We start from the raw sequence: 26,431 nt of genomic DNA, 5'->3' as shown, positions 1-26,431 counted from the left end.
TTTAAATATTAATTGTTAAGATTTATTAATTCTGCATTTATTTTCTACATGAGTAATTAATAAGATTTAATTAATATTAGAATTATTGTATTATGTAATTTTGCATCTGTAAAACAATAAACTGAAAATTTTATAATGAAAAATTTTAATCAATTTTTATTCTTGGCTGTAATTACATTGTGTACTACAGTAACATTTGCTCAAAGCACTATTACAGGGAAAATAATAGATATTGAGACCAATTCGCCACTTCCAGGGGCGAATATTATAGAATATTATACAGACAATGGAGTTAATACAGATTTCACAGGAGAATTCACATTAGTAACAGAGGCTAAGTCGGGTGAAATTGTAATTTCTTACGTTGGGTTTGAAAGTAAAACGTTAAAATTTAATGGTAATACCGATTTTGGAAATGTCGTTTTAAACCTAGATAGTTCTTTGGATGAAGTTGTACTTGTTGGTACGGGGGTAATTGATTTAGCAGGTAGCAGAGAAACACCTGTTGCTGTTTCAACTATTAGTGGTAGAGATATTCGATTAAAATCATCTGGTAACGTAGAATTTGGAGAGTCTATGAAGAATACTCCTTCTGTGTATGTTTCAAACCAAGCAGGTGGATTTGGTGATAGTCAGATTTTCTTAAGAGGTTTTGATCAAACAAACACGGCTTACTTATTAAATGGTCAACCAATTAATGGAATGGAAGATGGAGCAATGTATTGGTCTAATTGGTCAGGTATGTCAGATGTTGCTAATGTAGTGCAGATTCAAAGAGGATTAGGATCTTCAAAATTAGCTATTTCTTCTGTTGGTGGTACAGTAAACATTGTTTCTAAGACAACAGATAAACAAAAAGGTGGATTTGTAAGATTTTTAGGTGGTAATGATAGTTATGTTAAAAGTACTATTGGTTACGATTCTGGTTTAAGTGAAAAAGGATGGGCATTTTCAGTATTATTAGATCACTGGCAAGCACATAGAAAATATTCAATTGGTACTGCAGGTCAAGGACAAAACTATATGTTTTCAGTTGGTTACAAGCCAAACGAAAAAAATACATTTAACTTCTTATTAACTGGTGCACCACAATGGCACGATCAAAATTTTTCTCAAGATCTTGAGTTTTATCAAAATTATGGTGAAAAAGCAAACAGTAATACAGGTTTTTATGAAGGTGAACGTTATACAGAACGTCGTAATTTTTACCACAAGCCAGTTGCTAACTTAAACTGGGATTTAAGTATTAATGAGAAATTAGATTTATCTACTGTTTTATATGCATCATGGGGTCGTGGTGGAGGAACCGGTAATGTGGGTAGTGGTAGAGTTAGAGTTGGTGGAGATGGCTTAAATGCTGAGGAAATTGATTTTGATCAAATAGAATTAAATAACATTGCAACTGCAACAACTATTAACGGAGGTCAGTATGGTACATCTAATGATTCTTATTTAAGACGTTCTTCAATAAACAATCATAATTGGTATGGTTTGTTATCTAATTTAGAGTATGAGGCTAATGAAAATTGGTCAATGAATTTCGGTGTAGATGCTAGAACTTATAATGGTATGCACTTTAGACAATTAGAAAACACTTTAGGTTTAGATGGTTATAATGATAATTCAAACACAAGTCGTTCTAGTGATTATGTAATTACTGAAACTTTTGATGCTGATCCATGGTCTTCATTATTTAACTCTGCAGATAATGATCAAAGATATGATTATAACTATGAAGAGGTAATTCAATATTTAGGAGGTTTTGGTCAAGCAGAATATTCTAATGATAGCTTTTCTGCATTTGTTCAAGGGGCTGTATCAACACAATCTTACCAAAGAGAAGGGTTTTTTACAGGAGCTGGAAACGGTTTAGGTAAATCAGACAAAATAAGTAAAGAAGGGTATAATATTAAAGGAGGTTTAGCTTATAAAATTAATACTAAGCATTCTGTTTTTGCTAATGCAGGTTTTTACTCACGTCAACCTTTCTTAGATAATATTTTTAGTAATGTGAGATATGACAATGCGCTTTCTGAGCCAAATGTAGAGAATGAAGAAATTACTGGTTTTGAAGGAGGTTACCGTTTTAAAAATAGAAACTTGAGAGTAAACATTGATGTTTATAGTACAGAATGGGGTAATAGATTTCTTTCTACAGATGGACCAGTTCAGCCAGGTGCTGATGGTATTATAGATGGTGAGGGTGGTTTAAGTTCTAGTGATGACGAGTTAAGTACTTATAGATTAACGGATGTTGCTCAAAGACATAAAGGAGTAGAGTTGGATATGGAATATCGTCCTCAAACTGGAGCATGGTCATTTAGAGTATTTGGTTCTTTAGGAGACTGGAAATATGATGGTGAAACACCATACACTTTGCAAAATGATGATACCGGAGATTTCATTACTACAGATGCAAATATAGATTTAACCGATGTTAAGATTGGTAATGCGCCACAAACATCTTTTGGTTTTGGTGTTAAAGCTGATATAGTTAATGGACTTTCAGTAGATTTAGATTATAACATTTATAATGGTTTATATGAATTTGTAGACCCTGCAGATGTTGCTGATGCGGCTTTATCTGGTAATGTTTATGATTCCATTAAATTACCATCTTATTCTCTATTGGATGCAGGTTTAACTTATAGGTTTAATATAGATGATAACCCTTTAACTTTCAGAGCTAATATTTATAACTTACTTAATGAATCTTATATTAATCAAAAAGATGCTTTTGGATATTATTTAGGAATTGGAAGAACATTTAACGCAAGTTTACGTTATAATTTCTAAACTAATTATTATAACATATTAAAAAAAGGTAGCCATATGGCTACCTTTTTTTGTGGAAAAGTTTTTAAATATTTAATTGGAAAGTTACTCTGTAGTTATTAAAAGGAAGAGCTATTTTTTAGCTAAAAATTATATAATTAGATGTTTTTTAAATACTGTTTCTTTTAACTGATTATATAGTTTTTTATAATAAAGTAAATTACGAACCAGGAACTTTAATTTTGGGGGAACCAAAAATCAATTCATTACATACTTTTTTCAACTCATACATCAAGGGACTAAACTAATTCCAACAGATTTTATTGAGTATGTAGAATTATTATATGGTAGTAAAGATCATCATGATAATTTGATGTCTAATTACTTTGCGCAAACAGAAGCTTTAATGAATGCTAAAAAAGAAGCTAAGGTTTTAAAAGAATTAAAATGTGGATCTATGTCAAAAGATGCAATTTCTACGTTAACATCATTCAGAATATTCGAAGGAAATAAACCAATATTTTCATTATTGATTAAAAAGTTAACTCTAGAGAGTTTTGGATAATTAATTGAGACGTATGAACATAAAATATGTATTCATGGCATAACTTGGAATATTTATAGCTACGATCAGTTTAGTGTTGAGTTGAGAAACAACTCGCTAAATCCATACTGTGTGAGCTTAATAATACTAATAAAGACGCCAATCAAGACTCTTTTATGCAAAATTTATTGGCTTTCTATATGAATAATTGTCAATAATTGTTAAAAAGTTTTCATAAAATTTATTAAGGTTGTGCAAAATTTGTTAATTCTATAATTTATCTTCACAATGCTTAATTGTTAACATTAAGTTAATATTTTAGCCGTTGTAATGCGTAATTTTGCGCCAATTAAAAACCAATTAACTTAAATTTTATATGAAAAAATTTAATAATTTTTTATTTTTTGCTGTGATTATGTTATTTACCACAGTAACTTTTGCTCAAAGTACTATTAAAGGGGTAATAGTAGATGGAGAGATGAGATCAGCACTTCCTGGTGCTAATATTTTAGAAAAAGGAACTACTAATGGCGTTGATTCAGATTTTGATGGAGTTTTTACATTAACAACAAATTCTACTTCAGGTGAAATTATAATTTCATATGTAGGATTTCAAAGTAAAACAGTAAAATTTAATGGAAGTACAGATTTAGGATCTATTGTTTTAGATCTAGATAGTACTTTAGATGAAGTTGTACTTGTTGGTACGGGGGTAATTGATTTAGCAGGCAGTAGAGAAACACCTGTTGCTGTTTCTACTATTAGTGGTAGAGATATTCGATTAAAATCATCTGGTAACGTAGAATTTGGAGAGTCTATGAAGAATACTCCTTCTGTGTATGTTTCAAACCAAGCAGGTGGATTTGGTGATAGTCAGATTTTCTTAAGAGGTTTTGATCAAACAAACACGGCTTACTTATTAAATGGTCAACCAATTAATGGAATGGAAGATGGAGCAATGTATTGGTCTAACTGGTCAGGTATGTCAGATGTTGCTAATGTAGTGCAGGTTCAAAGAGGATTAGGATCTTCAAAATTAGCTATTTCTTCTGTTGGTGGTACAGTAAACATTGTCTCTAAGACAACAGATAAACAAAAAGGTGGATTTGTAAGATTTTTAGGTGGTAATGATAGTTATGCTAAAAGTACTATTGGTTACGATTCTGGTTTAAGTGAAAAAGGATGGGCATTTTCAGTATTATTAGATCACTGGCAAGCACATAGAAAATATTCAATTGGTACTGCAGGTCAAGGACAAAACTATATGTTTTCAGTTGGTTACAAGCCAAACGAAAAAAACACATTTAACTTCTTATTAACTGGTGCACCACAATGGCACGATCAAAATTTTTCTCAAGATCTTGAGTTTTATCAAGAATATGGTGAAAAAGCAAACAGTAATACAGGTTTTTATGAAGGTGAGCGTTATACAGAACGTCGTAATTTTTACCACAAACCAGTTGCTAACTTAAACTGGGATTTAAGTATTAATGAGAAATTAGATTTATCTACTGTTTTATATGCATCATGGGGTCGTGGTGGAGGAACCGGTAATGTTGGTAATGGTAGAGTTAGAGTTGGTGGAGATGGCTTAAATGCTGAGGAAATTGATTTTGATCAAATAGAATTAAACAACATTGCAACTGCAACAACTATTAATGGTGGTCAATATGGTACATTTGGCGATTCTTATTTAAGACGTTCTTCAATGAACAATCATAATTGGTATGGTTTGTTATCTAATTTACAATATGAGGCTAATGAAAATTGGTCAATGAATTTCGGTGTAGATGCTAGGACTTATAATGGTATTCACTTCAGACAATTAGAGAATACATTCGGTTTAGATGGTTATAACGATAATTTTAGAACAGATCGTCCTAATGACTATGTAATAACAGAAACTTTTGATGCTGATCCATGGTCTTCATTGTTTAACTCTGCTGATAATGATCAAAGATATGATTATAATTATGAAGAAGTAATTCAATATTTAGGAGGTTTTGGTCAAGCAGAATATTCTAATGACAACTTTTCTGCATTTGTTCAAGGGGCTGTATCAACACAATCTTACCAAAGAGAAGGATTTTTTACAGGAGCTGGAAACGGTTTAGGTAAATCAGACAAAATAAGTAAAGAAGGATATAATATTAAAGGAGGTTTAGCTTATAAAATTAATACTAAGCATTCTGTTTTTGCTAATGCAGGTTTTTATTCTCGTCAACCTTTCTTAGATAATATTTTTAGTAATGTGAGATATGACAATGCGCTTTCTGAGCCAGATGTAGATAATGAAGAAATTACTGGTTTTGAAGGAGGTTACCGTTTTAAAAATAAAACCTTGAGAGTAAATATTGATGTTTATAGTACAGAATGGGGTAATAGATTTCTTTCTATAAATGGACCTGTTCAGCCAGGTGCCGATGGTATTATTGATGGTGAAAATGGTCAAATTTCTGCTGATGATGAGTTTAGTACTTATAGATTAACGGATGTAACTCAGAAACATAACGGTATTGAGTTTGATGTAGAATACCGTCCATATGCAGGATCTTGGTCTTTTAGAACATTTGGTTCTATAGGTAACTGGAAGTATGATGGTGAAACACCATATACATTGCAAAATGACGATACGGGTGATTTTATTACAACAGACGGTAATGTAGATTTAACCGATGTTAAGATTGGTAATGCGCCACAAACATCATTTGGTTTTGGTATTAAATTAGATGTTGCTAAAGGATTATCTGTAGATATGGATTACAATATCTACTCTGGTTTATATGAATTTGTAGATCCAGCTGATGTAGCTGATGCGGCTTTGGCATCAGAGATTTATGAGTCTGTAAGATTACCAGCATATACTTTAGCAGATGCAGGTTTAACTTATAGATTTAGTTTAGGTGATAACGCATTAACGTTTAGAGCTAACGTTTATAATGTATTTAATGAATCGTATATTAACCAAAAGGATGCTTTTGGTTACTATTTAGGTATTGGAAGAACGTACAACGCAAGTTTACGTTATAACTTCTAATTTTCTGAAGACATAAATAAAAAAGGCAACCAATAGGTTGCCTTTTTTATTTTATTAAAATTAAGTTTTTAGGTCACTCCAGGTGAAATTGCATTAATTAAAGAAGGTGTATTGATCAATCTGATTTAGTATGGCGCATATATATCAATTTGCACGTATAAAATTAATTTTATTTAAGCTATTAATTATAGCATAGAAATAAAAGAATGTCATGATGTTTTTGCTTAATTAAGCTGTAATTATAAAAATGATCTAGATTCTAACAGCAGTAATAAGTTAATCTTTCCAGCGCACTGTTTCCATGATGCGCTTAATGTCTTTTTCTAAATATTCTGCAGCAGGATATATAGAGTCGTAGTTCGGTTTTGCATAGAAATAAAGAGAGCCACTTAAAAAATGTTTAGTGCTATCTGTCACGTAAAATTGAGATTGTGATGCTGCATCTCCATCTATTTCATATAACATACCGTAAACCTTAGATTCGCTGTTTTCAAAACTATTGTGAGAAATAGCATCAGCTTTTATAGTGTGCTTTTGTGTGAGGTTCTGAGCATCCCTAAGCAAGCTATCTATATTGTTATTTACATCTTTGTAAGTAAGGTAGATTGTTGCTTTTAAACTTGGGTAATTAATATTAATACCTTTTGTGTTCTTTGTTGATTTTACCGATTTAATAGGATCTGCAATTTTATTTTTTTCAAAAGAAAAAGGTAAAGGTATAATCGCGTTTTCATAAACAGCTTTAGGATATTCTAATCTTAAATAGCCTTTTGGCTTTGGTAAAGTATCATTCCCGCAACCCAATAAAAAAAGGCTTAGAACTGGTATAACTATTCGTTTCATGTTGTTTTATTTTAGTTTAATAGAACACAATTTGCTTGCTACTTATTAATTTTTGATCACTTAAGAGTGTCTATCCAATAAAGTAAGTTTTATTTGTTTAATGCGTTTACGTTCTAAAGCTTCAATAGTGAAAATATAATTTTCAAAATTTATTTTACTTCCTATTCTTGGAAATCCACCTGAAATTTCTAAAACAAAACCAGCTAACGTCTCTGCTTCACCTTTTCTTGATTCAAAAAGTTCAGAGTCGTCTTTAATGTCAACTATTTTGTAAACATCTTTTAAAGGTGTTTTACCTTCAAAACTATAATTATTGTTATTTAATTTGGTATAAACTAAATCGTCATCGTCGTATTCATCACTAATATCTCCTACGATCTCTTCAATGATATCTTCAAGTGAAACTAATCCAGATGTTCCTCCGTATTCATCGACAACAACAGCAAGATGTACTTTTTTAGTTTGAAATTCTACCATTAAATCGTCTAATTTTTTATTCTCTGGTACAAAGAATGGCGCTCTTAGAATAGTGGTCCAATCAAAAGTTTTTTTGTTTAAATGCGGTAGTAAATCTTTAACGTAAAGAACACCAATTATTGTATCTATACTTTCTTCATAAACAGGAATTCTAGAATAACCGTTTTCAATGATTTCTTTAATAATAGTCTCGTAAGGTGTATCTATTTTTAAGGCAAATAAATCTATTCTAGGTCGCATTACTTGCTTCGTATCTGTATTTCCAAAAGATACAATACCTTGTAGTAATTTTTGTTCTTCTTTAGTAGTATCATGGCTATCTGTTAATTTTAAGGCTTGAGATAATTGATCTACACTTAGATTAGAACGTTGTTTTCCAAATTTATTGTGAATTTGAATCGTAACATAGCGCATTGGTAAACTTAACGGTGAAAAAATAACATCTAAAACTTGGAGTGGTCTCGCCATAAATGAAGAGAACTTCACTTGGTTTCTATTTGCGTAGATTTTTGGAATTATTTCTCCAAACAATAAGATAAGAAACGTGGCTGTAACAACTTCTAATAGAAATCTAAAGAGTTCATTTGTAATGTTACGAAAAACAGTTTCACCTATATAAGAAAACAGTAGAACTACGGCTATATTTATAAAGTTATTAGCGACTAAAATAGTGGCAAGTAATTTTTTTGGTCGTTCTAAAAGCGAAGCAATAATCTCCATAGCAGGAGATTTGTTATTTAAACCTTCATCTAAGTTAGATTTAGTTAACGAAAATAGAGCCACTTCTGCTCCAGATATTAAGGCAGAACACATTAATAAGATGATGAGTATAAAAATACTTGAAATAAAAGATGTGTCTGTTATGAGTAAATTAGAAAGTAAAACCGTGGGTTCTGGATCCAAGATAAGGTGAGATTTAATGATTAAAATGGTAAATCATCAGCCTCAGGTTCTGCATTACTAGATGTAGATCCTTTTGGTTGAGGGGTTGCATTTGGAGTATTTGTTTTTTTGACCTGCGATGGTTGTTGGTCATTTTTGGGAGTTAAAAACGTAAAGTCATCACATTGAATTTCCGTAGAATAACGTTCCATACCTTTGTCATCAGTCCATTTTCTTGTTTTTATTCTACCTTCAATATAGATTTTATCACCTTTAGATAGGTATTTTTCACAAATTTCTGCAGCTTTATTTCTAACTACTATATTATGCCATTCGGTATTAGTAATACGCTCATTGGTTTGTTTGCTTGTATAGCTTTCGCTTGTCGCAATAGGAAAACGCCCTACACAGTTTTTATCATCAAAATAGTGCATTTTAACTTCGTCTCCTAAGTTTCCGATAAGCATTACTTTATTTAAAGTTCCAGACATAATAATTCATTTTTATTAATCTACAAAGTTACTCAATTGCATAACGACTAGACTAAAAGTAATAAAAAAATGTGATTTCTTTAAGGATCTAAAAATTGAATTGATTTATAAAGTCATTTATAAGAGTCGGAACGGGATATTCAGATAGTGATTTAATGGGTATAGCTTGCTTTGAAAGCGTTTTTGCTTCAATAATCCAAAATTTAGTATGGAGATGTTGATGCGATAGTTTATGAACGATATCGACCTCATTATATAGTGAATACTCAAAATCAATAGTCTCTAAAACTGTGTTTTCGACATCTAAAAGGTGAAATTCCTCAGAAGTTAAACTTTTTTGAGATTCAATTAAAGGAAACTGATAAAGGTTCAGCCAAATCCCTTTATGAGTTCGCTTCTCTATTAAAGTATGTTTATTATGATCTATACAAACTAAAAAATTAAAATACTTGGTAGTAACTTTTGTCTTTTTAAGTTTTAAAGGGAGTTCGCTAATTCGATTATTTTGAAGCGCCACACAACTATCTTTAAAAGGGCAGGTTTCACAATCGGGATTTTTAGGTTTACATTGTAACGCACCAAACTCCATAATGGCTTGATTAAAAATTGCGGGTTGTTTCTTATCTATTAAAGAGGTTGCTAATAATTTAAATTCTTTAATACCAGCGGTAGAGTTAATAGCCGTTTCTATACCAAAGTAGCGAGATAATACACGATATACATTACCATCTACTACTGCGGCAACTTCATTAAAGGCAATTGAAGCAATAGCACTTGCGGTATAATCACCAACCCCTTTTAACTTTAGTAAATCTTTATAATTATTTGGAAATTCGCCTTCAAGTTCATTTACAATATGTTTTGCTGTGGCATGAAGATTTCTGGCTCTAGAATAATAACCTAATCCTTGCCATAATTTTAAAACTGATGTTTCCGAGGCCTTAGCGAGATCAAAAATAGTAGGATAATTAGCAACAAATTCTTCATAATAAGGTAATCCTTGCTTAACTTGTGTTTGTTGTAAAATAATTTCTGATAGCCAAATGTAATAAGGTTCATTGGTTTCTCTCCAGGGTAGTTCTCTCTTTTTAACTGAGTACCAGTTAATTAGTTTAGTTTTAAAATCCATTGTGCTTTTTTAATAAAAAACAAAACTAAATGTTTATTGTGTTAAATTTTAATTAATTACGCTTGATAAATTGAAATTAAATTACTTATATTTGCATCCCTTAGAATTTATAGTAACCCTAAAACTAGTAACAAAATGACAAAAGCTGATTTAGTAGCGAAGATATCTGATAAATTAGGTATAGAAAAAGGTGACGTCCAAGCCACTGTTGAAACCTTTATGGAAGAAGTAAAAACATCTTTAGAAAGTGGAGATAACGTTTACTTAAGAGGTTTTGGAAGTTTCATCATTAAAACAAGAGCTGAAAAAACAGGTCGTAATATTTCAAAGAATACTACAATAAAAATTCCTGCACATAACATTCCAGCATTTAAGCCTGCTAAAGTATTTTTAGAAGGAGTTAAATCTAATGTGGAGGTAAACTAAGAAAGCATTTAAACAAAATATTAATTAAAAAGAATTATTTATTATGCCAAGTGGTAAGAAAAGAAAAAGACACAAGGTAGCGACGCATAAGCGTAAGAAACGTAGACGCGCTAATCGTCATAAAAAGAAATAAATTGTTAAAAGTAGTTTTATAACTACTTTTTTCATTTTTAACGGAACGTTCTTTGATATAAAATTTAGAAAGTATTTAATAGAGTACTTCTAAATTTGTTGGATATTAAATCCTGTGTCAAATAATTTAGTAACATCCATCTAGCTCAATTAAGAGTTAGATTTAAATTGACATTATGAACAACGAATTAATCGTAAGATCGAGTTCAGATATTGTTGATTTTGCTTTATTAAAAGATGGAAAACTTATTGAATTACACAAAGACGAAGAGGATAACAACTTTGCGGTAGGTGATATTTTTATTGCCAAAATCCGTAAAGTTATTCCTGGTCTAAACGCTGCGTTTGTAAACGTAGGGTATGAGAAAGATGGTTTTTTACACTATCATGATCTAGGACCGCAATTGCCTTCGCTTTTAAAATTCATTAAACGTGTAAGCACAGGGAAATTAAAAGATTACACTCTTAAAGATTTTCCGATGGATAAAGATTTAGATAAAAATGGTACAATTGCAAATGCCATAAAATCTAATCAATCCATATTAGTACAAGTAGTAAAAGAACCTATTTCTACAAAAGGACCACGCATTAGTTCAGAATTGTCTATTGCTGGGAGGTACATTGTCTTGGTACCTTTTTCTAATCGTATTTCAATTTCTCAAAAAATTGATTCTCAAGAAGAAAAAGATCGCCTAAAAAGACTTGTTAAAAGTATCACACCTAAAGGATTTGGGGTCATTATTCGTACTGTAGCAGAAGGCAAAAAAGTTGCCGAGCTAGATAGTGATTTACATACCTTGCTGGATCGATGGACAGCAATGTGTAAAAAAATGTACAAATCGCATCACCCGACTAAAGTATTGGGAGAAATGAACAAAGCATCCTCAATTTTGAGAGATATTTTTAATGATTCTTTCTCAGGTATAGTTGTAGATGATGAAGAAATGTATGTACAGGTTAAAGATTACGTGCAACAAATTGCACCAAACAAAGAATCAATAGTGAAGTACTACAAGAATGGTGTTCCAATCTTTGAAAAATTTGGCATAGAACGTCAAATTAAAACATCATTTGGTAGAACTGTATCTATGGCTAAAGGCGCCTACTTGGTAATAGAGCATACTGAAGCACTACATGTTGTAGATGTTAACAGTGGAAACCGCTCTAACAAAGAAAAGAACCAAGAAGACACAGCCTTAGAAGTTAACATGATCTCTGCCCAAGAAATAGCCAGACAATTACGTTTACGTGATATGGGTGGTATTATTGTAATCGATTTTATCGATATGGGTAAAGCAGAGAACAGAAAAAAGCTTTATAATTATCTTAGAGATGAGATGAAAGATGATAAAGCAAAGCATAAAATATTACCGCCGAGTAAGTTTGGTTTAGTGCAAATAACCAGACAGCGCGTTAGGCCAGAACGTAATATTAAAACGAAAGAAGAAAATCCGAATCTTATAGGAGGAGATGAAATCGAAGCACCAATTAAAGTGGTGGAACGCATTAATCAAGACCTTCAGCGAATTTTCAAAAAAGAAAATAAAAAGGTAGTGCTTAATACGCACCCTTTTATTGCAGCCTTTCTAACCAAAGGGTTCCCATCAGTACGTTCAAAGTGGTTTATTGAACACAAAAAATGGGTAAAAGTTTTACCTAGAGATGCTTACACTTATCTTGAATATCATTTTTATGACAAAGATGGTAACAAAATCCAATAATATCTATTAAAAAGCCCAACTGAAATTTTCAGTTGGGCTTTTGTTTTTTATATAATTAAGGACTAATCTCTAGACATAAAAATTCTAAGTATATACCAGAACAACAACATTAAAGAAGCAAATAAACCTAATGCTGCTGGGATATAATCTTCAACACCATATTTCTTAACTAGGTTAGAGGTTTGGTATAATATAGAACCACCTGCAAGTAAACACATTCCTACAGAGAACCATAAACCTAAGTTAAAACCGAAAATCGTTCCTGCTATAATTAAGCCAATAGCAATGAAGAACCCAATGGTTAATCCTGTTTTTAAGAATGAAAAGTCTTTCTTAGTCAATAAAACAACAGCTGTTAGTCCTGTGAACAATGCTAAAGTAACAATAGAGGCTTGATAAAGAATTTCTGTACCAGAAGGTCCCATTAATTGCGTTACTATATACAGCATAGGTACAAAAATTAATGCTTCAAAAAAGATATAAATACCATAAGCTAAGTACTGTGTGTTTTTATCTGAAGTTTTCATAGCCATTCCTTCCGCAAAATTTGTAGCTACCATAAAACCACCAAGTAAGAGTAACCATTTATAGCCTTGTGTCATAGACAGCATAAAACTCACTACGGTTTCACTTTGTAGTAACAGGTATTCGAATAAAATAAATGCTAATACACCTCCTGCTACGTGTCCATAAGTCTTTTTGTAAAATCCAACGCGTTCAACTTCAGAAATATTACTTAGCATTATTTTTTCTGATGATTGGTAAGGTAATTGATTGTCCATAGTTTAATTTAATTTGAGGTTTTCAAGATAAATATTTTCTTTTGTATTTCAAATAAAAAGAGCTTTGATTCCTCAAAGCTCTTTTATTATAATTGTATTTATAAAATTAATCTCTACCACCAAACACTTGTAGTGCCCAATATAATAAAGAAGCTAATGCACCAATAGCAGCAACTAAATAAGTTCTTGCAGCCCATTTAAGTGCGTCTTCAGAACCTTTATATTCGTCTGGTGTTAACATATTCTTATTTTTTAACCATGCTAATGCTCTATTACTTGCATCGTATTCTACAGGTAAAGTAATAAAACTAAATAACGTAGCGAAGCCCATAAATACTAAACCAGCAACAGCAACCCAATAACCTAAGCCAACGCCTGCAGCAGCTCCTAAAATTAAACCACCAATAACAAGCCATTGCGACATACCAGAGGTAACGCTTACAATTGGTACTAACGCAGAACGCATCCCTAAGGCGCTATAAGCTTGTGCGTGTTGTACAGCGTGTCCACATTCGTGAGCAGCAACAGCAGCCGAAGCAGCATTTCTTTTATTATAAACAGAATCACTTAAGTTAACGGTTTTATTTTTTGGGTTATAATGATCTGTTAATTGCCCTGGTGTAGAAATTACTTGAACATCATAAATACCATTATCGGCTAGCATTTTTTCTGCAATTTCTCTTCCTGATAATCCATTTCTCAATTGCACTTTAGAATACTTAGCGAATTTGCGCTTCAATTGATTACTCACTAACCAACTTACTAATGCGATGGCACCAATTAGTATATAATATCCTATCATTCCACTCATAATCTGAAATTTTTAATTCATGTAAATTTAATAAATGAATAGCAAATAGTAAGCCAAATTTGAGTTAAGAAATTTTGTCAGTAAAACGTAATTACTTGTGTTACATAGCGTCAATAGACCAATTAAAAGCTTCTGCTATTTCTTCATACACAATTCTTCCATTAACAATGTTAAGTCCTTTGGCAAGTGTTTTATCATGTTTACAAGCTTTTTCCCAGCCTTCATTGGCTAAACGTAAGACGTAAGGTAATGTAACATTAGTTAATGCTAAAGTAGATGTATAAGGTACGGCACCTGGCATATTTGCAACACAGTAATGTACTACATCATCAATAATAAAAGTAGGATCTTCGTGAGTTGTTGCTTTAGTTGTTTCCATACAACCACCTTGATCGACGGCTACGTCTACTAAAACAGTGCCAGGACGCATGTCTTTAAGCATATCTCTAGTGATTAATTTTGGTGCAACCGCTCCTCTTACTAATACACCACCAATAATTAAATCGTGATCCTTAATACGTTTTCTGATATTATATTCACTTGAAAACTCTGTAACAACATGGCTCGGCATTACATCATTGACATAACGTAATTGTTTCATGTTTATATCCATAACGGTAACCTGAGCTCCTAAACCAGCAGCCATTTTTGCAGCCTGAATACCAACAACACCAGCACCTAAAATTAATACTTTGCCTGGTGGTACACCAGGAACTCCGCCTAATAATACACCACGACCTTTAATTGGTTTTTCTAAATATTTTGCACCTTGCTGAATTGCCATTCTTCCTGCAACCTCAGACATTGGTGTTAATAAAGGCAAAGATCCATCCTTGTCCTCAACCGTTTCATAAGCAATACAAACAGATTGGCTTTTTAACATTGCTTTAGTTAAAGGCTCGCTAGAAGCAAAGTGAAAATAAGTAAACACCACATGGTGTGCTTGTATTAAAGGATATTCTTCTTCAATAGGTTCCTTAACTTTTATAATCATATCGCTAGAAGCGTAAACGTCTATTATAGTATCTAAAATAATACCACCAGCATTTATATAATCTAAATCCGAAAAACCACTACCAAAACCTGCATCTTTTTGGACATATACGGTATGTTTATTTTTGGTTAATTCGAAAACTCCAGAAGGTGTCATACCAACTCTGTTTTCATTGTTTTTGATTTCCTTTGGAACGCCTATTTTCATTTTTTTGTGGATTTTGAGGTTTGTAAACAGTAAGAAAGTACCGCTAAAAAAATTAGCTGTGCAAATGCAAGAAGCAGGATAAAAAAATTTTTATGAAATTGCTATTCTGAAGCTTTTATTTTGAAAAATTTAGAAAATTGAGCTATTTTTTAACGTGATTTAATATTGAATGTAGAGTGACTAAAATAAACGTGTAAATTCGAATTTTGAAGTGTAATATTGTGTTGTCTAAGTTTTTAGGTTTTGAAAATCAGTATTTTAACACATTTTAACGTTTGAATGAATTATTTTTGTAATCTAGGTTGCATATCCATTTTAATGACTTTTCCATCTTTGAAAATTAGAATAAATTCCATCAGTTCTTGATTGCTAAATCTAGGTTCGTGTCCTAAATAATAAATAAAAGCATCTTTATTTTTTGTGTGATATTCATCAGGACCTCCAAGCTTATCTGTAATTTCTTCTTTGGTATTATCTAAAAATAAATCTTTGTAGAAAATATCATCAACCATTTCATATCTAGATAATGGTTGTGTTTTCCATGTTTCACTATCAAAACGTTGATCAAAATACCATATTAAAGATGTGCTAATTATAAAAGCAATAAAAAATATTAAGCCTATTTGATCATTTTGTTTAAGATGGAAATTAAACTGAAATAGCTTTTTAGAAATTTTATCTTTTTGTTTAGGGGCTATCTCAGTTAATGGCATAGTCCTAGTTTTTTATAAAATCTGAATAACTTATAAAATAATCTTCTTCACAAGGCGTCATAGCGTGTGGATATTGTGGAATAAGAATCACACCTTTTACTGTTAAGTTCCACTTCTTATAATCCCAATGAGTTGTATCTGTAAAGGTTTCGCATTCTTGCTGTTGTTCTTCTTCTTTATTGTAATACTTGTTTTTTAAGAGTTGAAAAAAATTAACATTTGGATATAAAGCTTCAATATCTTCAACGACTTCTAGAGATTGAAGGTTAAAGTTGTAATCTGCACTTCCATGAGAAGGGTGTGCGCCACCACAATAAATACTATAATACTGTAAATAACTTATAAATTCATCGTTTACAAGATTGATATCATAAGAAATATCAAACCAAGAATTACAGTTAAGTTTGTCTTTAGAATCTTCTAAATGATTAACATCTAGAATAGGATTAAAAGTATTGCGTTGCGCTTTTGTAAACCCGTTACCTAATCGGAATAATGGTAGTTTAGAATATTTCTCATGAAACCAAACCAATTCCTTTCCGTTATAGTTAGAAATACTATCTTTTATAAAGGTAAGTTTTGGATTCCTAAAATCCTCTAATGGTTTTTCTTGGGTTTCTGTTAAAACAACTTGAAGTGTTTTTTCTTTTAATTTTACAGTTCCGGTAAGCTGTTGTCCTTCTTTTTTAAATTGAAAAAATTCATCAGCATCCTCAATGCTATCTTCATTATAGAAATACCCATCTGTAATTGTTAAGGTATTTCTATTATAAATTCCGCTTAAAGGAATGCTGATTAATTGAGAATCATAAAAATAATAACCATCTAATGTTCCGGAATCGGAATCGTCATCATTTTTATAATTGTTTATCTCTAAATGAATTGGATATCTGTCAATAGTACCAACATAAGATTGCGACCAACCTAAAATTGGAAACAATACCACGCTGATATATTTGAAAAGTTTACCCAACGATATTTACAATTTTACCAGGAACCACAATGACTTTTTTAGGTGTTCTACCATCTAATTGTGCAATTGTTTTTTCGTGAGCCATAACGGTTTTTTCAATATCATCTTTGCTCATGTCCATTGGCAATTCTAAGGTAAAACGCATTTTACCATTAAAAGAGATAGGATATTCTTTACTACTTTCTACTAAATGACTTGCTTCAAATATAGGGAATTGAACCGTTGAGATGGAATCACGATTGCCTAATTGATCCCATAATTCTTCTGAGATGTGTGGCGCATAAGGTGAAATTAAAACCAATAAAGGTTCTAAGATGTCTTTGCTTGTACATTTCTGAGCCGTTAACTCATTTACGGCAATCATAAAGGTAGACACGGAAGTATTAAATGAGAAATTCTCAATGTCTTCTGCTACTTTTTTAATGGTTTTATGTAAGGTCTTTAAGTTGTCTACAGTTGGTTGCGCATTATTAACTTTTAAGCCATTATCACCAATATATAATTTCCATAATTTTTTAAGGAAATTATGCACACCTGTAATACCAGCTGTATTCCAGGGCTTGTATTGCTCTAAAGGTCCTAAGAACATTTCGTAAAGTCTTAGACTGTCTGCTCCGTAATCTTCTACAATTTGGTCTGGGTTAACCACGTTGTATTTGGATTTAGACATTTTTTCAACATCTCTTCCTACTTTGTAGACTCCATCTTCAAGTATAAATTCAGCATCTTTAAAATCTTCCCCAAATTCACCATCAGTTTTTAAGCCTTCAATATCTAATTCATCTGATGAATTTACATATTGGACTTTTACATGAGTTTTAAATATTGAAAATGGCTGTAAAGGATTAAAATTAATAGAATAATTTTTATCAAAACTATTAAGTGCTAAACCTAATTCATTCTTTAAATTTTCAACATCTTCTTCAATCATCTTTTTCTGATGAGTAACGTAGTTTTCATCAACTTCTGATCCCATATCAGAATATATTCTCTTTTTGAAAAATTTCTTTAAGCCTTTAGAATAAAATCTATTTTTAATAAACCTATACTTTTCGAGTATTGGTTCAACTTTTTCTTTTTCTTCTTTAGAAAGAACAACACCCTTCGAATCATTTGGCTGTATATTAACATTAAATCCGATTCTATAAACAAAAGCACTAGTCCCCAAAATCATCCCTTGGTTAATCAACTTTTTAAAAGGTTCTTCAACAGTTACAAAACCTCTATCTTTTAGTAATTTCACCCAAAAACGCGAATAAAGTAGGTGACCTGTAGCATGTTCACTACCACCAATATATAAATCTACATTTTCCCAATACTTAAGTGCGTCTTCAGTTGCAAAAGCATCGCCTCTATTAATTGTGTCTTCCATATAACGGAAGAAATACCAAGAACTGCCTGCCCAACCTGGCATGGTATTAAGCTCTAAAGGATGAATGGTTATATTGTTAATTTTATCATTAGAAACTACAGTATTGGTTTTCGTATCCCAAGCCCAAACATCTGCACGTCCTAAAGGTGGTTCGCCTTCTTCGGTTGGTAAATACTTTTCAACTTCAGGTAACACAATTGGTAAATGTGCTTTATCTATCATTTGAGGCATCCCATTAACATAATACACTGGGAAAGGTTCACCCCAATAACGTTGACGAGAAAAAACAGCATCACGTAAGCGGTAATTTGTTTTTCCTTCTCCTTGTCCTAATTGCTCTAATTGGTAAATGGCCAGTTTAGAGGCTTTTTTGTAGTTCATGCCGTTAAGGAAATCACTATTTGTAATTTTTACATTGTCTTTAGAGGCATAAGCTTCTTCAGAAATATCTGCACCTTCAAATATATTTGGAATGGCAATATCAAAATGCTTTGCAAAATCGTAATCACGTTGGTCACCACAAGGAACCGCCATAACGGCACCTGTTCCGTAGCTTGCTAACACGTAATCGCCAATCCAGATGGGGATCGGTTCTTTAGAAAACGGATGTTCTGCATAGGCGCCAGTAAATACACCAGAAATGGTTTTTACATCGGCCATACGATCGCGTTCGCTACGTTTTGCTGTTTTTTCAATATAAGCTTCAACCGCTTCTTTTTGTTCTGTTGTTGTAATTTTAGAAACTAATTCGTGCTCTGGTGCTAAGGTCATAAAAGACACACCAAAAATAGTATCTGGTCTTGTAGTGAAGACATCAATAATATCATCATAACCATTTACGTTGAATGATACTGATGCTCCAACGGATTTACCAATCCAATTACGTTGACTTTCTTTTAAAGAATCTGTCCAATCAATTGTATCTAAACCTTGTAGTAAACGTTCTGCATAAGCAGAAATTCGCATACTCCATTGTGTCATTTTTTTACGAACAACAGGATGTCCACCACGTTCGGAAACGCCATTTACTATTTCGTCATTTGCTAAAACAGTTCCTAATGCAGGACACCAGTTTACTTCCGTTTCGGCTAAATATGTTAATCTGTATTTTAAAAGGATGCTTTGTTGTTCTTCTGAGGTGTAATTATTCCATTCTTCAGCTGTAAAAGGCTCAATATTATCATCACAAGCTGCATTTACGGTGGCATTTCCTTCTACTTCAAATTTTGAAATTAAGGTGCCAATCGCTTCAGATTTATTGGTTTCATTATTATACCAAGACTCAAATAATTGAATAAAAATCCACTGTGTCCATTTGTAATATTCAGGATTAGAAGTACGTACTTCACGACTCCAATCGAAAGAAAAACCAATTTGGTCTAACTGTCTTCTGTAGGTCTTAATGTTCGTTTCTGTAGTAACCGCCGGGTGTTGACCTGTTTGAATAGCATACTGTTCTGCAGGTAAACCAAAACTATCGTAACCTTGGGGGTGTAGTACATTAAAACCTTTATGACGTTTGTAACGCGCATAGATATCACTAGCAATATAACCTAGTGGGTGGCCAACATGTAAACCTGCTCCTGAAGGATAAGGGAACATATCTAAAACGTAATATTTTGGTTTATCACTGTTGTTTGAGGCTTTAAACGTTTCGTTTTTTGCCCAGTAGTCTTGCCACTTTTTTTCTATGCTGTTAAAATCGTATGTCATTGTCTTGTTTTCCTTGTAATGAAGCTACAAATTTAACAGTATTACAACACAATAAAAAACTAAACGTTGTATTGTTTTACACTATAAAATACTTAAAATAACTATGATAAAAAGCCCTTTTTTCCTTTCTGCTTTAAAATAAAATAAAACCGTAGCTAAAACTATGCTTTAATTTTCTTTTGCACACAAAGAAGAAAATCATCTTTTTCTCTTATAGCAATTTCAAATATTAAATAGTGTGTAAGCAAATTCTTTATTATTTTTACATCTTAAATTCAAATTCATTTATGGCATCATCTTTTGATAAATATCAAAAACGTAAATTGATATCGTCTTACGTTTCTGTGGTGATAAGTATTGCTTTGGTACTGTTTCTTTTAGGCTGTTTAGGGCTTTTGGTTATCAATTCTAAAAAAGTCGCGGATCACTTTAAAGAGCAAGTGGTAATGACTATTTATTTGAATGATACTGCTAAAGAGGTGGAAGTCAATCAGCTAAAAAAGAGTTTAGCGATGGCAGATTATACAAAAGATGCACTTTATGTTTCTAAAGAAGAAGCTGCAGAATTTATGAAGGCCGAAACTGGTGAGGATTTTATGGATTTTGTGGGTTATAATCCTTTAAAGAATTCGATTGATGTTCATTTAAAAGCAGATTTTGTAACTACAGAACAGTTAGCAGAAATTACAGAAGGGCTTTCTAATAAAGAATTTATCGAAGAAACTAGATACGATAATGATTTGGTAGAATTAATGAATGATAACGTTAAGAAAATTACTTTTTGGGTTTTGATTATTAGCGGATTATTTACCTTAATAGCTGTTTTATTAATTAATAGTTCTATCCGTTTAGCCGTTTATTCTAAACGATTTATCATTAAAACCATGCAAATGGTTGGTGCAACAAAACGTTTTATCCGTAGACCATTTGTTTGGAAAAGTGTACAGCTGGGTATTATTGGTGCATTAGTTGCTTTAGCAGGTATGGCCGTTGTGTTATATTATTTAGATCTTACATTTCCAGAATTAGAATTACTGAAAAATACGATATCTATCGCAGCGCTTTTTCTAGGTATTTTCCTTTTAGGTATTGTAATTACTTGGATTAGTACGTTTATAGCAACACAACGTTTCTTAAACTTAAAGACCGATCAGTTGTATTATTAGATGTTAGGAAAATATTAATGTCAACCTCTATTTATAAATAAAACTGTTACTTTGCATAATACTAAAGTAGAACTGAAAGACCATGGGAGAACAAAAACGTAAGGACGATTCTAAATCTGAATTCATTTTCGGGAAGAAAAATTATAAATTCTTATTTATAGGCTTGGCATGTATTGTTATTGGCTTTGTTCTTATGTCTGGTGGCGGTAGCGATGATCCAAATGTTTTTGATGAATCTATTTACAGTTGGAGACGTATTCGTTTAGCACCAACTTTAGTGTTAATTGGGTTTGGTATACAGGTGTATGCTATTCTTTTAAACCCGAATAAAAAATCGGAGAAATAATCCATATTTTATCTACTTCTAAAGCGTAAACTGCGCTTATTTGATATTTTTGCTTCATGGAAATTATAGACGCTGTTGTTTTAGGAATCATTCAAGGTCTTACTGAGTTTTTACCAGTATCATCGAGTGGTCACTTAGAAATCGGAAAAGCTATACTTGGTGATCATTCTGTGCCAAAAGAAAGCTTATTATTTACGGTTGTACTTCATTTTGCTACGGCATTAAGTACAATGGTGATTTTTAGAAAAGATATTTTTGATATTGTAAAAGGTATTTTGAAATTTGAATGGAATGAAGATCTTCAGTTTATTTCTAAAATTGCTTTATCCATGTTACCAGCAGTTATTGTTGGTCTCTTTTTTGAAGAAGAATTAGAACAACTTTTTAATGGAAATATTCTACTTGTAGGTTGTATGCTTATCGTAACAGCCGTTTTACTTTTCTTGGCAGATAAAGCAAAGGATACCCAAAAGAAAGTCTCGTTTTCTAACGCTTTTATCATTGGTATATCTCAAGCCATTGCAATGCTGCCAGGTATTTCTCGTTCTGGAGCTACAATTTCTACCTCAGTTTTATTAGGAAACGATAAAACAAAAGCAGCACGTTTTTCATTTTTAATGGTTGTGCCTTTAATTTTTGGTAAAATTGCTAAAGATCTTTTAGGAGGAGAATTAACTTTTGATAGTTCTAATTTTACGGCTTTAAGCGTCGGTTTTATTGCTGCATTTGTAGCAGGTTTATTTGCTTGTACTTGGATGATAGCACTGGTAAAAAAGAGTAAATTAAGTTATTTTGCTATCTATTGTGTCATTGCTGGTACTGCAGCTATAATCTGGTCATTAAGCTAATGCAAACGGAAGAAGATTTTAAAAACGGACAAGTTTTATTAATAGACAAACCATTAACTTGGACATCGTTTCAAGCGGTTAATAAGTTGCGTTGGTCTATAAGGCAAGCCTTTAGTATTAAGAAAATTAAAGTGGGTCATGCGGGGACTTTAGATCCTTTAGCAACAGGTTTACTTGTGATCTGTACAGGTAAAATGACTAAGCAAATCAATATTTTTCAAGGTCAGGAAAAGGAATATACAGGAACTTTTGTTATAGGAGGAACAACACCTTCTTTTGATTTAGAAACAGAAGTGAATGAAACATTCCCCACAGATCATATTACAGAGGAATTAATTCAAAATGCAATTCCACAATTTATAGGTAAGATAGAACAATATCCACCGGTGTTTTCTGCCATTAAGAAAGATGGAAAACGTTTATATGAATTTGCAAGAGCAGGTGAGGAGGTTGAAATAAAACCAAGACAAGTTGAAATTACTGAATTTGAGATTACAGAAATCAATGGTTTAGAGTTGAAATTTAGAGTCGTTTGCAGTAAAGGAACTTACATTAGATCTTTAGCAAATGATTTTGGAAAAGCTTTAAATTCTGGTGGACATTTATCAGAATTACGCCGTACTCGTATTGGTGATTTTAAAGTTGAAGACGCACTTACTCCTGAAGATTTTATTGCAAGTTTACCTTCTAAAGACTGATTTAACACGGGTTTAAGAGGTTGTCTTAGACTATTTCTTCATTCTTTTCGTATATATTAGTAGCCTAAAACTTTTTGTACTGAATTTCATAGAACAACATAAAGCAGCATTAATTACATTTCTCTTAGCGGGAATTGTAGTTCTTGGCCTGTTTAGTTTTCAGATTAAACGTCATCAAGATTTAATAACAGAAAGTTATTATCTCATGGATCCCGAGCCTGAAATAAGAAAAGAAGAACCTCAGATAAAAGAAGATTTAAATTCAGAATCTACAAATAAAGCCTTCAACGAAGACGAAGAGTATAAAGAGATGATGCGTAATTTTAAAACGGTTAGCGCAAATGACTTTGAACGGACTACTAAGGCTATGGAAGCGGCTAAAGCAAGCAAAGAAGCACAAACTGAAACAAGTTTTTCTAAGTCTTATGATAGCGGTGAAGACTATTCGTTAAATTCGGAAGAAACAGAATCTTACAAAAAACTACAAGAAGAATTAAAACAACGCCTAGACAATAAAAGACAAGCAGACGAACATGCCAAAACTAGAGGGACTCTAACCTATTCTTTAAAAGGAAGGACTTTGGCTTATTACAAAATTCCGCGCTATCTATGTGAAGTCGCCGGGAAAATTGTGGTTAACATTAAAGTAAATACAGAAGGAAATGTCTATGATGCCTATGTTAATGGCTCGTCTAACTCTAATAACAAGTGCCTAATTGACCATGCGATTGCGTATGCAGAATCTGTTAAATTTAATGCTTCAGATGTGCAAGATCAATTAGGAACAATTACATTTTTATTTAAGGGAAAATAGCTTATGTAATTATCTTATTAAATCAATTAAATCTTCAACTGTAGACTGTCCTTTGTCTTTATTATACCAGCGCTGTAAATCTTCTTTAAATTCTGGAGTTAATTTGCCATGCTTAGCTTTATAATCTAAGACAAGATTTGTTGCAACCATTGGTCTAGGTCCAAATGTTTTTAATACCTGATGAGTTTCAGAATCTAACATAACAAGCTTTGGAATAGATTTGCCGCCATTAGTTAGAAACTGATCCATAAGTGCCTCATTTTCGTCTCTAAGCACAACTTTATAATCAATAGCATCGTTTAATTCTGCAACTTTATTAATAATTGGCATTATATGAGCTGCATCACCACACCAGCTTTCTGAAATAACTAACCAAGTCACTTTTTTATCAGAATTTTGAATCTTGATTTTATCACCTTCAGATACTTTCGCCGTTTTATCCCAACGTCTCATACGTCTGTCGTTAAGTTGCGTATATTCTGCTAAAGCTTCAGTTTTTTCAATTCCAGTATTCGAATTTTCTTCAACTAAAGCCGTTACTAATGTGCGGTATTCAGTATAAGTCATACTCTTTTTTAGACTTTCTGAAATGATATCGGTTAAATTAAGTGTATCTGTTTCCATATAACAAAAATAAGATTCTGTTGCTGTATTTTGTGCAACAGTTGTTACATTAGTAGCACTAAATTTAATTCCTTACAAGATGAGTAAAAACAGATGTGGTTGGTGTGTTGGTGATCCTTTATATGAAGCGTATCATGATGAAGAATGGGGAGTTCCTGTTTTTGATGATGACAAGTTGTTTGAGTTTTTAATTTTAGAAACATTTCAAGCCGGTTTAAGCTGGATTACAATCTTAAGAAAACGTGAAAACTTTAGAAAGGCATTAGATAATTTTGATTATAAGAAAATAGCAAATTACCAAGTTTCTAAAGAAGAAGAGTTGCTGCAAAATGCAGGAATTATTAGAAATAAGCTGAAGATAAAAGCGACGATTAGCAATGCACAGGCTTTTATGAAAATTCAAAAAGAGTTTGGTTCATTTTCTAAATACATTTGGAATTTTGTGGATGGAGAACCAATAAAAAATAGTTTTGAAAGTTTTAAAGATTCACCAAATAATACAGAATTAAGTGATTCTATTAGCAAAGATTTAAAGAAGCGTGGTTTTAAATTCGTGGGTTCTACTGTGATATATGCACAAATGCAAGCTACAGGTATGGTTAATGATCATGAAATGTCTTGTTTTAGATATCATGAAGTTTAAGGTGTTTTATAAATTCTGCTCTTGGCATATCTTTAGCTCCTAAGCTTTCAAGATGATTGGTGTATATCTGACAGTCAATTAATTTATAATTTGAATTTTGAATAAAAGTGATAAATCCTATTTTACTGGCATTACTAACTTTTGCAAACATACTTTCACCACAGAATACGGTATTGTTAATGGCAATGCCATAAAGGCCACCAACTAAAATGTCATCTTGCCAAACTTCAACAGATTTAGCGTAGCCTAATTGATGCAGTTTAACGTAAGCTTTAATCATGTCTTCGGTTATCCATGTTCCGTCTTGTCCAATGCGTTTAGTAGCAGCACAATTTTCTAAAACTTGCCTGAAAGCTTTGTTTTCGGTAACCTGAAATAATTCTTTTTTTAGAATTTGTTTCATGCTTTTAGAGACTTTGAGATCTTCAGAAAGCAAAACAAATCGAGGATCTGGAGACCACCAAAGTATAGGTTCTTCATCTTGGTACCACGGAAATATTCCATTAGAATAAGCGTGTATAAGGCGTTCTGGAGATAGATCACCGCCAACAGCTAGAAGGCCGTCTGAAGTTGCTTCAGAAAGATCTGGAAATTCAATTTTATGATTTAAAAAGTGCATAAATTAGAACAACTATATGGGTTTGCTTATCTTAAAATTAAGACTTTAGTTTTGATGCTCAAAAGAATTTTATTGATATTTGAGTGAGCTTGAGATACTCTTTTTTTTTGTTCATTATTGCTTTTATGTAAAGGTCAAATCTTAACCCAAATTACGAAGTTTAGACTAAGCATAAGATTTTTTTATTCTATACTAATTAATAAAATGCAAAAGACCTGTTTTAATTAAAAAACAAGTCTTTTGTATCTATAATGATCGTTTTATTTAGAAAGGTAAATCGTCGTTATCACCTTCATTTAAATCTTTAACGGGCTCAAAAGCTTCTGTTGGAGGTACAGGAGGCATATCTCCACTTGCAGCTTCTGCTTGTGCAGCTTCAATTCTCCAACCCTGAATAGAGTTGAAATATTTAGTTTCACCTTGTGGATTAACCCATTCTCTACCTCTTAAGTTTATACTAATTTTTACCTGCTGACCAGCTTTATAACTGTTTAATAAGTCTGTTTTATCTTGAACAAATTCCACCATAATATGCTGTGGGTATTGTTCTTCTGTAGTGACAACTATTTCTCTTTTTCTAAACCCATTGCTACCAAAGGTTTGAGTCTCTCCTACCATCTTAATTCGTCCTTGTACTTCCATCTTTTCTTA

Annotated in this window: 23 protein-coding genes and 1 pseudogene; 11 read left to right on the top strand and 13 right to left on the bottom strand. The window is 32.1% G+C overall.

Features of this window, described 5'->3' with window-relative positions:
• The first annotated feature begins 135 nt into the window (after positions 1-135).
• The 3 genes and pseudogenes from HM985_RS05470 (at position 136) to HM985_RS05460 (ending at position 6,356) form a co-directional block, all read left to right on the top strand.
• Entirely contained in the window at positions 136-2,796 is a 2,661-nt protein-coding gene (locus HM985_RS05470; RefSeq protein ID WP_179375283.1) for a TonB-dependent receptor, read from the top strand.
• A gap of 244 nt (positions 2,797-3,040) precedes the next feature.
• Positions 3,041-3,523: pseudogene (locus HM985_RS05465) on the top strand (hypothetical protein).
• 172 nt (positions 3,524-3,695) lie between these two features.
• Positions 3,696-6,356 (top strand): TonB-dependent receptor, encoded by a 2,661-nt coding sequence (locus HM985_RS05460; protein ID WP_179375282.1) that lies wholly within the window; start codon positions 3,696-3,698, stop codon positions 6,354-6,356.
• Between the two features lie 276 nt (positions 6,357-6,632).
• Here HM985_RS05460 and gldD read toward each other — a convergent pair whose 3' ends face one another.
• The 4 genes from gldD to mutY all read right to left on the bottom strand — a co-directional run bounded on the left by gldD (position 6,633) and on the right by mutY (position 10,178).
• Entirely contained in the window at positions 6,633-7,199 is a 567-nt protein-coding gene (gene gldD / locus HM985_RS05455; RefSeq protein ID WP_179375281.1) for a gliding motility lipoprotein GldD, read from the bottom strand.
• 60 nt (positions 7,200-7,259) lie between these two features.
• On the bottom strand, positions 7,260-8,579 hold the full coding sequence (locus tag HM985_RS05450; RefSeq protein WP_179375280.1) for a gliding motility-associated protein GldE: 1,320 nt from the start codon (positions 8,577-8,579) through the stop codon (positions 7,260-7,262).
• Positions 8,580-8,599: 20 nt separating this feature from the next.
• Positions 8,600-9,049: a single-stranded DNA-binding protein gene (locus HM985_RS05445; RefSeq protein WP_179375279.1), complete on the bottom strand. Its 450-nt coding sequence runs from the start codon at positions 9,047-9,049 to the stop codon at positions 8,600-8,602.
• Between the two features lie 88 nt (positions 9,050-9,137).
• Positions 9,138-10,178: an A/G-specific adenine glycosylase gene (gene mutY, locus HM985_RS05440; protein ID WP_179375278.1), complete on the bottom strand. Its 1,041-nt coding sequence runs from the start codon at positions 10,176-10,178 to the stop codon at positions 9,138-9,140.
• A gap of 105 nt (positions 10,179-10,283) precedes the next feature.
• Here mutY and HM985_RS05435 point away from each other — a divergent pair, with 105 nt between their 5' ends.
• Together HM985_RS05435 and HM985_RS05430 are read left to right on the top strand one after the other, a co-directional pair.
• Complete coding sequence (locus tag HM985_RS05435) at positions 10,284-10,604, top strand: HU family DNA-binding protein (RefSeq protein WP_262890396.1); 321 nt, start codon at positions 10,284-10,286, stop codon at positions 10,602-10,604.
• A gap of 308 nt (positions 10,605-10,912) precedes the next feature.
• The gene (locus tag HM985_RS05430) at positions 10,913-12,457 is read left to right on the top strand and encodes an Rne/Rng family ribonuclease (protein WP_179375277.1); all 1,545 of its coding nucleotides are present in this window, start codon (positions 10,913-10,915) and stop codon (positions 12,455-12,457) included.
• 62 nt (positions 12,458-12,519) lie between these two features.
• Here HM985_RS05430 and HM985_RS05425 read toward each other — a convergent pair whose 3' ends face one another.
• The 6 genes from HM985_RS05425 to HM985_RS05400 form a co-directional block, all read right to left on the bottom strand.
• Positions 12,520-13,239: a Bax inhibitor-1/YccA family protein gene (locus tag HM985_RS05425; protein ID WP_179375276.1), complete on the bottom strand. Its 720-nt coding sequence runs from the start codon at positions 13,237-13,239 to the stop codon at positions 12,520-12,522.
• 106 nt (positions 13,240-13,345) lie between these two features.
• Positions 13,346-14,041 carry a zinc metallopeptidase gene (locus HM985_RS05420; RefSeq protein ID WP_179375608.1) on the bottom strand — a complete coding sequence of 232 codons (696 nt, stop codon included), beginning with the start codon at positions 14,039-14,041 and terminating at the stop codon, positions 13,346-13,348.
• A gap of 109 nt (positions 14,042-14,150) precedes the next feature.
• Entirely contained in the window at positions 14,151-15,251 is a 1,101-nt protein-coding gene (gene ald / locus HM985_RS05415) for an alanine dehydrogenase (RefSeq protein WP_179375275.1), read from the bottom strand.
• Positions 15,252-15,535: 284 nt separating this feature from the next.
• Entirely contained in the window at positions 15,536-15,964 is a 429-nt protein-coding gene (locus tag HM985_RS05410) for a hypothetical protein (RefSeq protein WP_179375274.1), read from the bottom strand.
• Positions 15,965-15,968: 4 nt separating this feature from the next.
• A complete protein-coding gene (locus HM985_RS05405) occupies positions 15,969-16,910 on the bottom strand; it encodes a hypothetical protein (protein WP_179375273.1) in 942 nt (313 codons plus the stop codon).
• Positions 16,911-16,929: 19 nt separating this feature from the next.
• Positions 16,930-20,022 carry a leucine--tRNA ligase gene (locus HM985_RS05400; protein ID WP_179375272.1) on the bottom strand — a complete coding sequence of 1,031 codons (3,093 nt, stop codon included), beginning with the start codon at positions 20,020-20,022 and terminating at the stop codon, positions 16,930-16,932.
• Between the two features lie 287 nt (positions 20,023-20,309).
• Between HM985_RS05400 and HM985_RS05395 the strand changes: the two genes are divergently transcribed.
• The 5 genes from HM985_RS05395 (at position 20,310) to HM985_RS05375 (ending at position 23,894) form a co-directional block, all read left to right on the top strand.
• The gene (locus HM985_RS05395) at positions 20,310-21,188 is read left to right on the top strand and encodes a cell division protein FtsX (RefSeq protein WP_179375271.1); all 879 of its coding nucleotides are present in this window, start codon (positions 20,310-20,312) and stop codon (positions 21,186-21,188) included.
• Positions 21,189-21,270: 82 nt separating this feature from the next.
• Positions 21,271-21,534, top strand: coding sequence for a DUF3098 domain-containing protein (locus HM985_RS05390; protein ID WP_179375270.1), 264 nt, complete (start codon positions 21,271-21,273; stop codon positions 21,532-21,534).
• A 56-nt stretch (positions 21,535-21,590) separates the two neighbouring features.
• Complete coding sequence (locus HM985_RS05385) at positions 21,591-22,382, top strand: undecaprenyl-diphosphate phosphatase (RefSeq protein ID WP_179375269.1); 792 nt, start codon at positions 21,591-21,593, stop codon at positions 22,380-22,382.
• Entirely contained in the window at positions 22,382-23,080 is a 699-nt protein-coding gene (gene truB, locus HM985_RS05380) for a tRNA pseudouridine(55) synthase TruB (RefSeq protein ID WP_179315937.1), read from the top strand. The genes HM985_RS05385 and truB overlap by 1 nt, the downstream gene beginning before the upstream one ends.
• A 205-nt stretch (positions 23,081-23,285) precedes the next feature.
• Complete coding sequence (locus HM985_RS05375; protein WP_179375268.1) at positions 23,286-23,894, top strand: hypothetical protein; 609 nt, start codon at positions 23,286-23,288, stop codon at positions 23,892-23,894.
• 9 nt (positions 23,895-23,903) lie between these two features.
• Here HM985_RS05375 and HM985_RS05370 read toward each other — a convergent pair whose 3' ends face one another.
• Positions 23,904-24,518: a thioredoxin family protein gene (locus HM985_RS05370; protein ID WP_179375267.1), complete on the bottom strand. Its 615-nt coding sequence runs from the start codon at positions 24,516-24,518 to the stop codon at positions 23,904-23,906.
• A gap of 79 nt (positions 24,519-24,597) precedes the next feature.
• On the opposite strand from HM985_RS05370, the gene HM985_RS05365 reads away from it, so the two are divergent.
• Positions 24,598-25,161 carry a DNA-3-methyladenine glycosylase I gene (locus tag HM985_RS05365; RefSeq protein ID WP_179375266.1) on the top strand — a complete coding sequence of 188 codons (564 nt, stop codon included), beginning with the start codon at positions 24,598-24,600 and terminating at the stop codon, positions 25,159-25,161.
• Here HM985_RS05365 and aat read toward each other — a convergent pair.
• Positions 25,142-25,780 (bottom strand): leucyl/phenylalanyl-tRNA--protein transferase, encoded by a 639-nt coding sequence (gene aat / locus HM985_RS05360; RefSeq protein ID WP_179375265.1) that lies wholly within the window; start codon positions 25,778-25,780, stop codon positions 25,142-25,144. The genes HM985_RS05365 and aat overlap by 20 nt on opposite strands.
• A 264-nt stretch (positions 25,781-26,044) precedes the next feature.
• Entirely contained in the window at positions 26,045-26,422 is a 378-nt protein-coding gene (locus HM985_RS05355) for a DUF3127 domain-containing protein (RefSeq protein WP_179375264.1), read from the bottom strand.
• Positions 26,423-26,431: the final 9 nt, after the last annotated feature.

The organism is Winogradskyella wichelsiae (assembly GCF_013403925.1).
Lineage (GTDB): Bacteria > Bacteroidota > Bacteroidia > Flavobacteriales > Flavobacteriaceae > Winogradskyella > Winogradskyella wichelsiae.
The sequence above is the reverse complement of the archived record's forward strand: the minus strand, read 5'-3'. Positions and strand labels throughout refer to the sequence as shown.

Bases quoted from the DNA above. Each gene is read 5' to 3' on its own strand.
- HM985_RS05365 (WP_179375266.1), top strand. From the start codon at position 24,598: ATGAGTAAAAACAGATGTGGTTGGTGTGTTGGTGATCCTTTATATGAA.
- HM985_RS05400 (WP_179375272.1), bottom strand. From the start codon at position 20,022: ATGACATACGATTTTAACAGCATAGAAAAAAAGTGGCAAGACTACTGG.
- gldD (WP_179375281.1), bottom strand. From the start codon at position 7,199: ATGAAACGAATAGTTATACCAGTTCTAAGCCTTTTTTTATTGGGTTGC.
- HM985_RS05410 (WP_179375274.1), bottom strand. From the start codon at position 15,964: ATGCCATTAACTGAGATAGCCCCTAAACAAAAAGATAAAATTTCTAAA.
- HM985_RS05460 (WP_179375282.1), top strand. From the start codon at position 3,696: ATGAAAAAATTTAATAATTTTTTATTTTTTGCTGTGATTATGTTATTT.
- HM985_RS05390 (WP_179375270.1), top strand. From the start codon at position 21,271: ATGGGAGAACAAAAACGTAAGGACGATTCTAAATCTGAATTCATTTTC.
- HM985_RS05430 (WP_179375277.1), top strand. From the start codon at position 10,913: ATGAACAACGAATTAATCGTAAGATCGAGTTCAGATATTGTTGATTTT.
- ald (WP_179375275.1), bottom strand. From the start codon at position 15,251: ATGAAAATAGGCGTTCCAAAGGAAATCAAAAACAATGAAAACAGAGTT.
- mutY (WP_179375278.1), bottom strand. From the start codon at position 10,178: ATGGATTTTAAAACTAAACTAATTAACTGGTACTCAGTTAAAAAGAGA.
- HM985_RS05445 (WP_179375279.1), bottom strand. From the start codon at position 9,049: ATGTCTGGAACTTTAAATAAAGTAATGCTTATCGGAAACTTAGGAGAC.
- HM985_RS05370 (WP_179375267.1), bottom strand. From the start codon at position 24,518: ATGGAAACAGATACACTTAATTTAACCGATATCATTTCAGAAAGTCTA.
- aat (WP_179375265.1), bottom strand. From the start codon at position 25,780: ATGCACTTTTTAAATCATAAAATTGAATTTCCAGATCTTTCTGAAGCA.
- HM985_RS05420 (WP_179375608.1), bottom strand. From the start codon at position 14,041: ATGATAGGATATTATATACTAATTGGTGCCATCGCATTAGTAAGTTGG.
- truB (WP_179315937.1), top strand. From the start codon at position 22,382: ATGCAAACGGAAGAAGATTTTAAAAACGGACAAGTTTTATTAATAGAC.
- HM985_RS05355 (WP_179375264.1), bottom strand. From the start codon at position 26,422: ATGGAAGTACAAGGACGAATTAAGATGGTAGGAGAGACTCAAACCTTT.
- HM985_RS05425 (WP_179375276.1), bottom strand. From the start codon at position 13,239: ATGGACAATCAATTACCTTACCAATCATCAGAAAAAATAATGCTAAGT.
- HM985_RS05375 (WP_179375268.1), top strand. From the start codon at position 23,286: ATGGATCCCGAGCCTGAAATAAGAAAAGAAGAACCTCAGATAAAAGAA.
- HM985_RS05470 (WP_179375283.1), top strand. From the start codon at position 136: ATGAAAAATTTTAATCAATTTTTATTCTTGGCTGTAATTACATTGTGT.
- HM985_RS05385 (WP_179375269.1), top strand. From the start codon at position 21,591: ATGGAAATTATAGACGCTGTTGTTTTAGGAATCATTCAAGGTCTTACT.
- HM985_RS05395 (WP_179375271.1), top strand. From the start codon at position 20,310: ATGGCATCATCTTTTGATAAATATCAAAAACGTAAATTGATATCGTCT.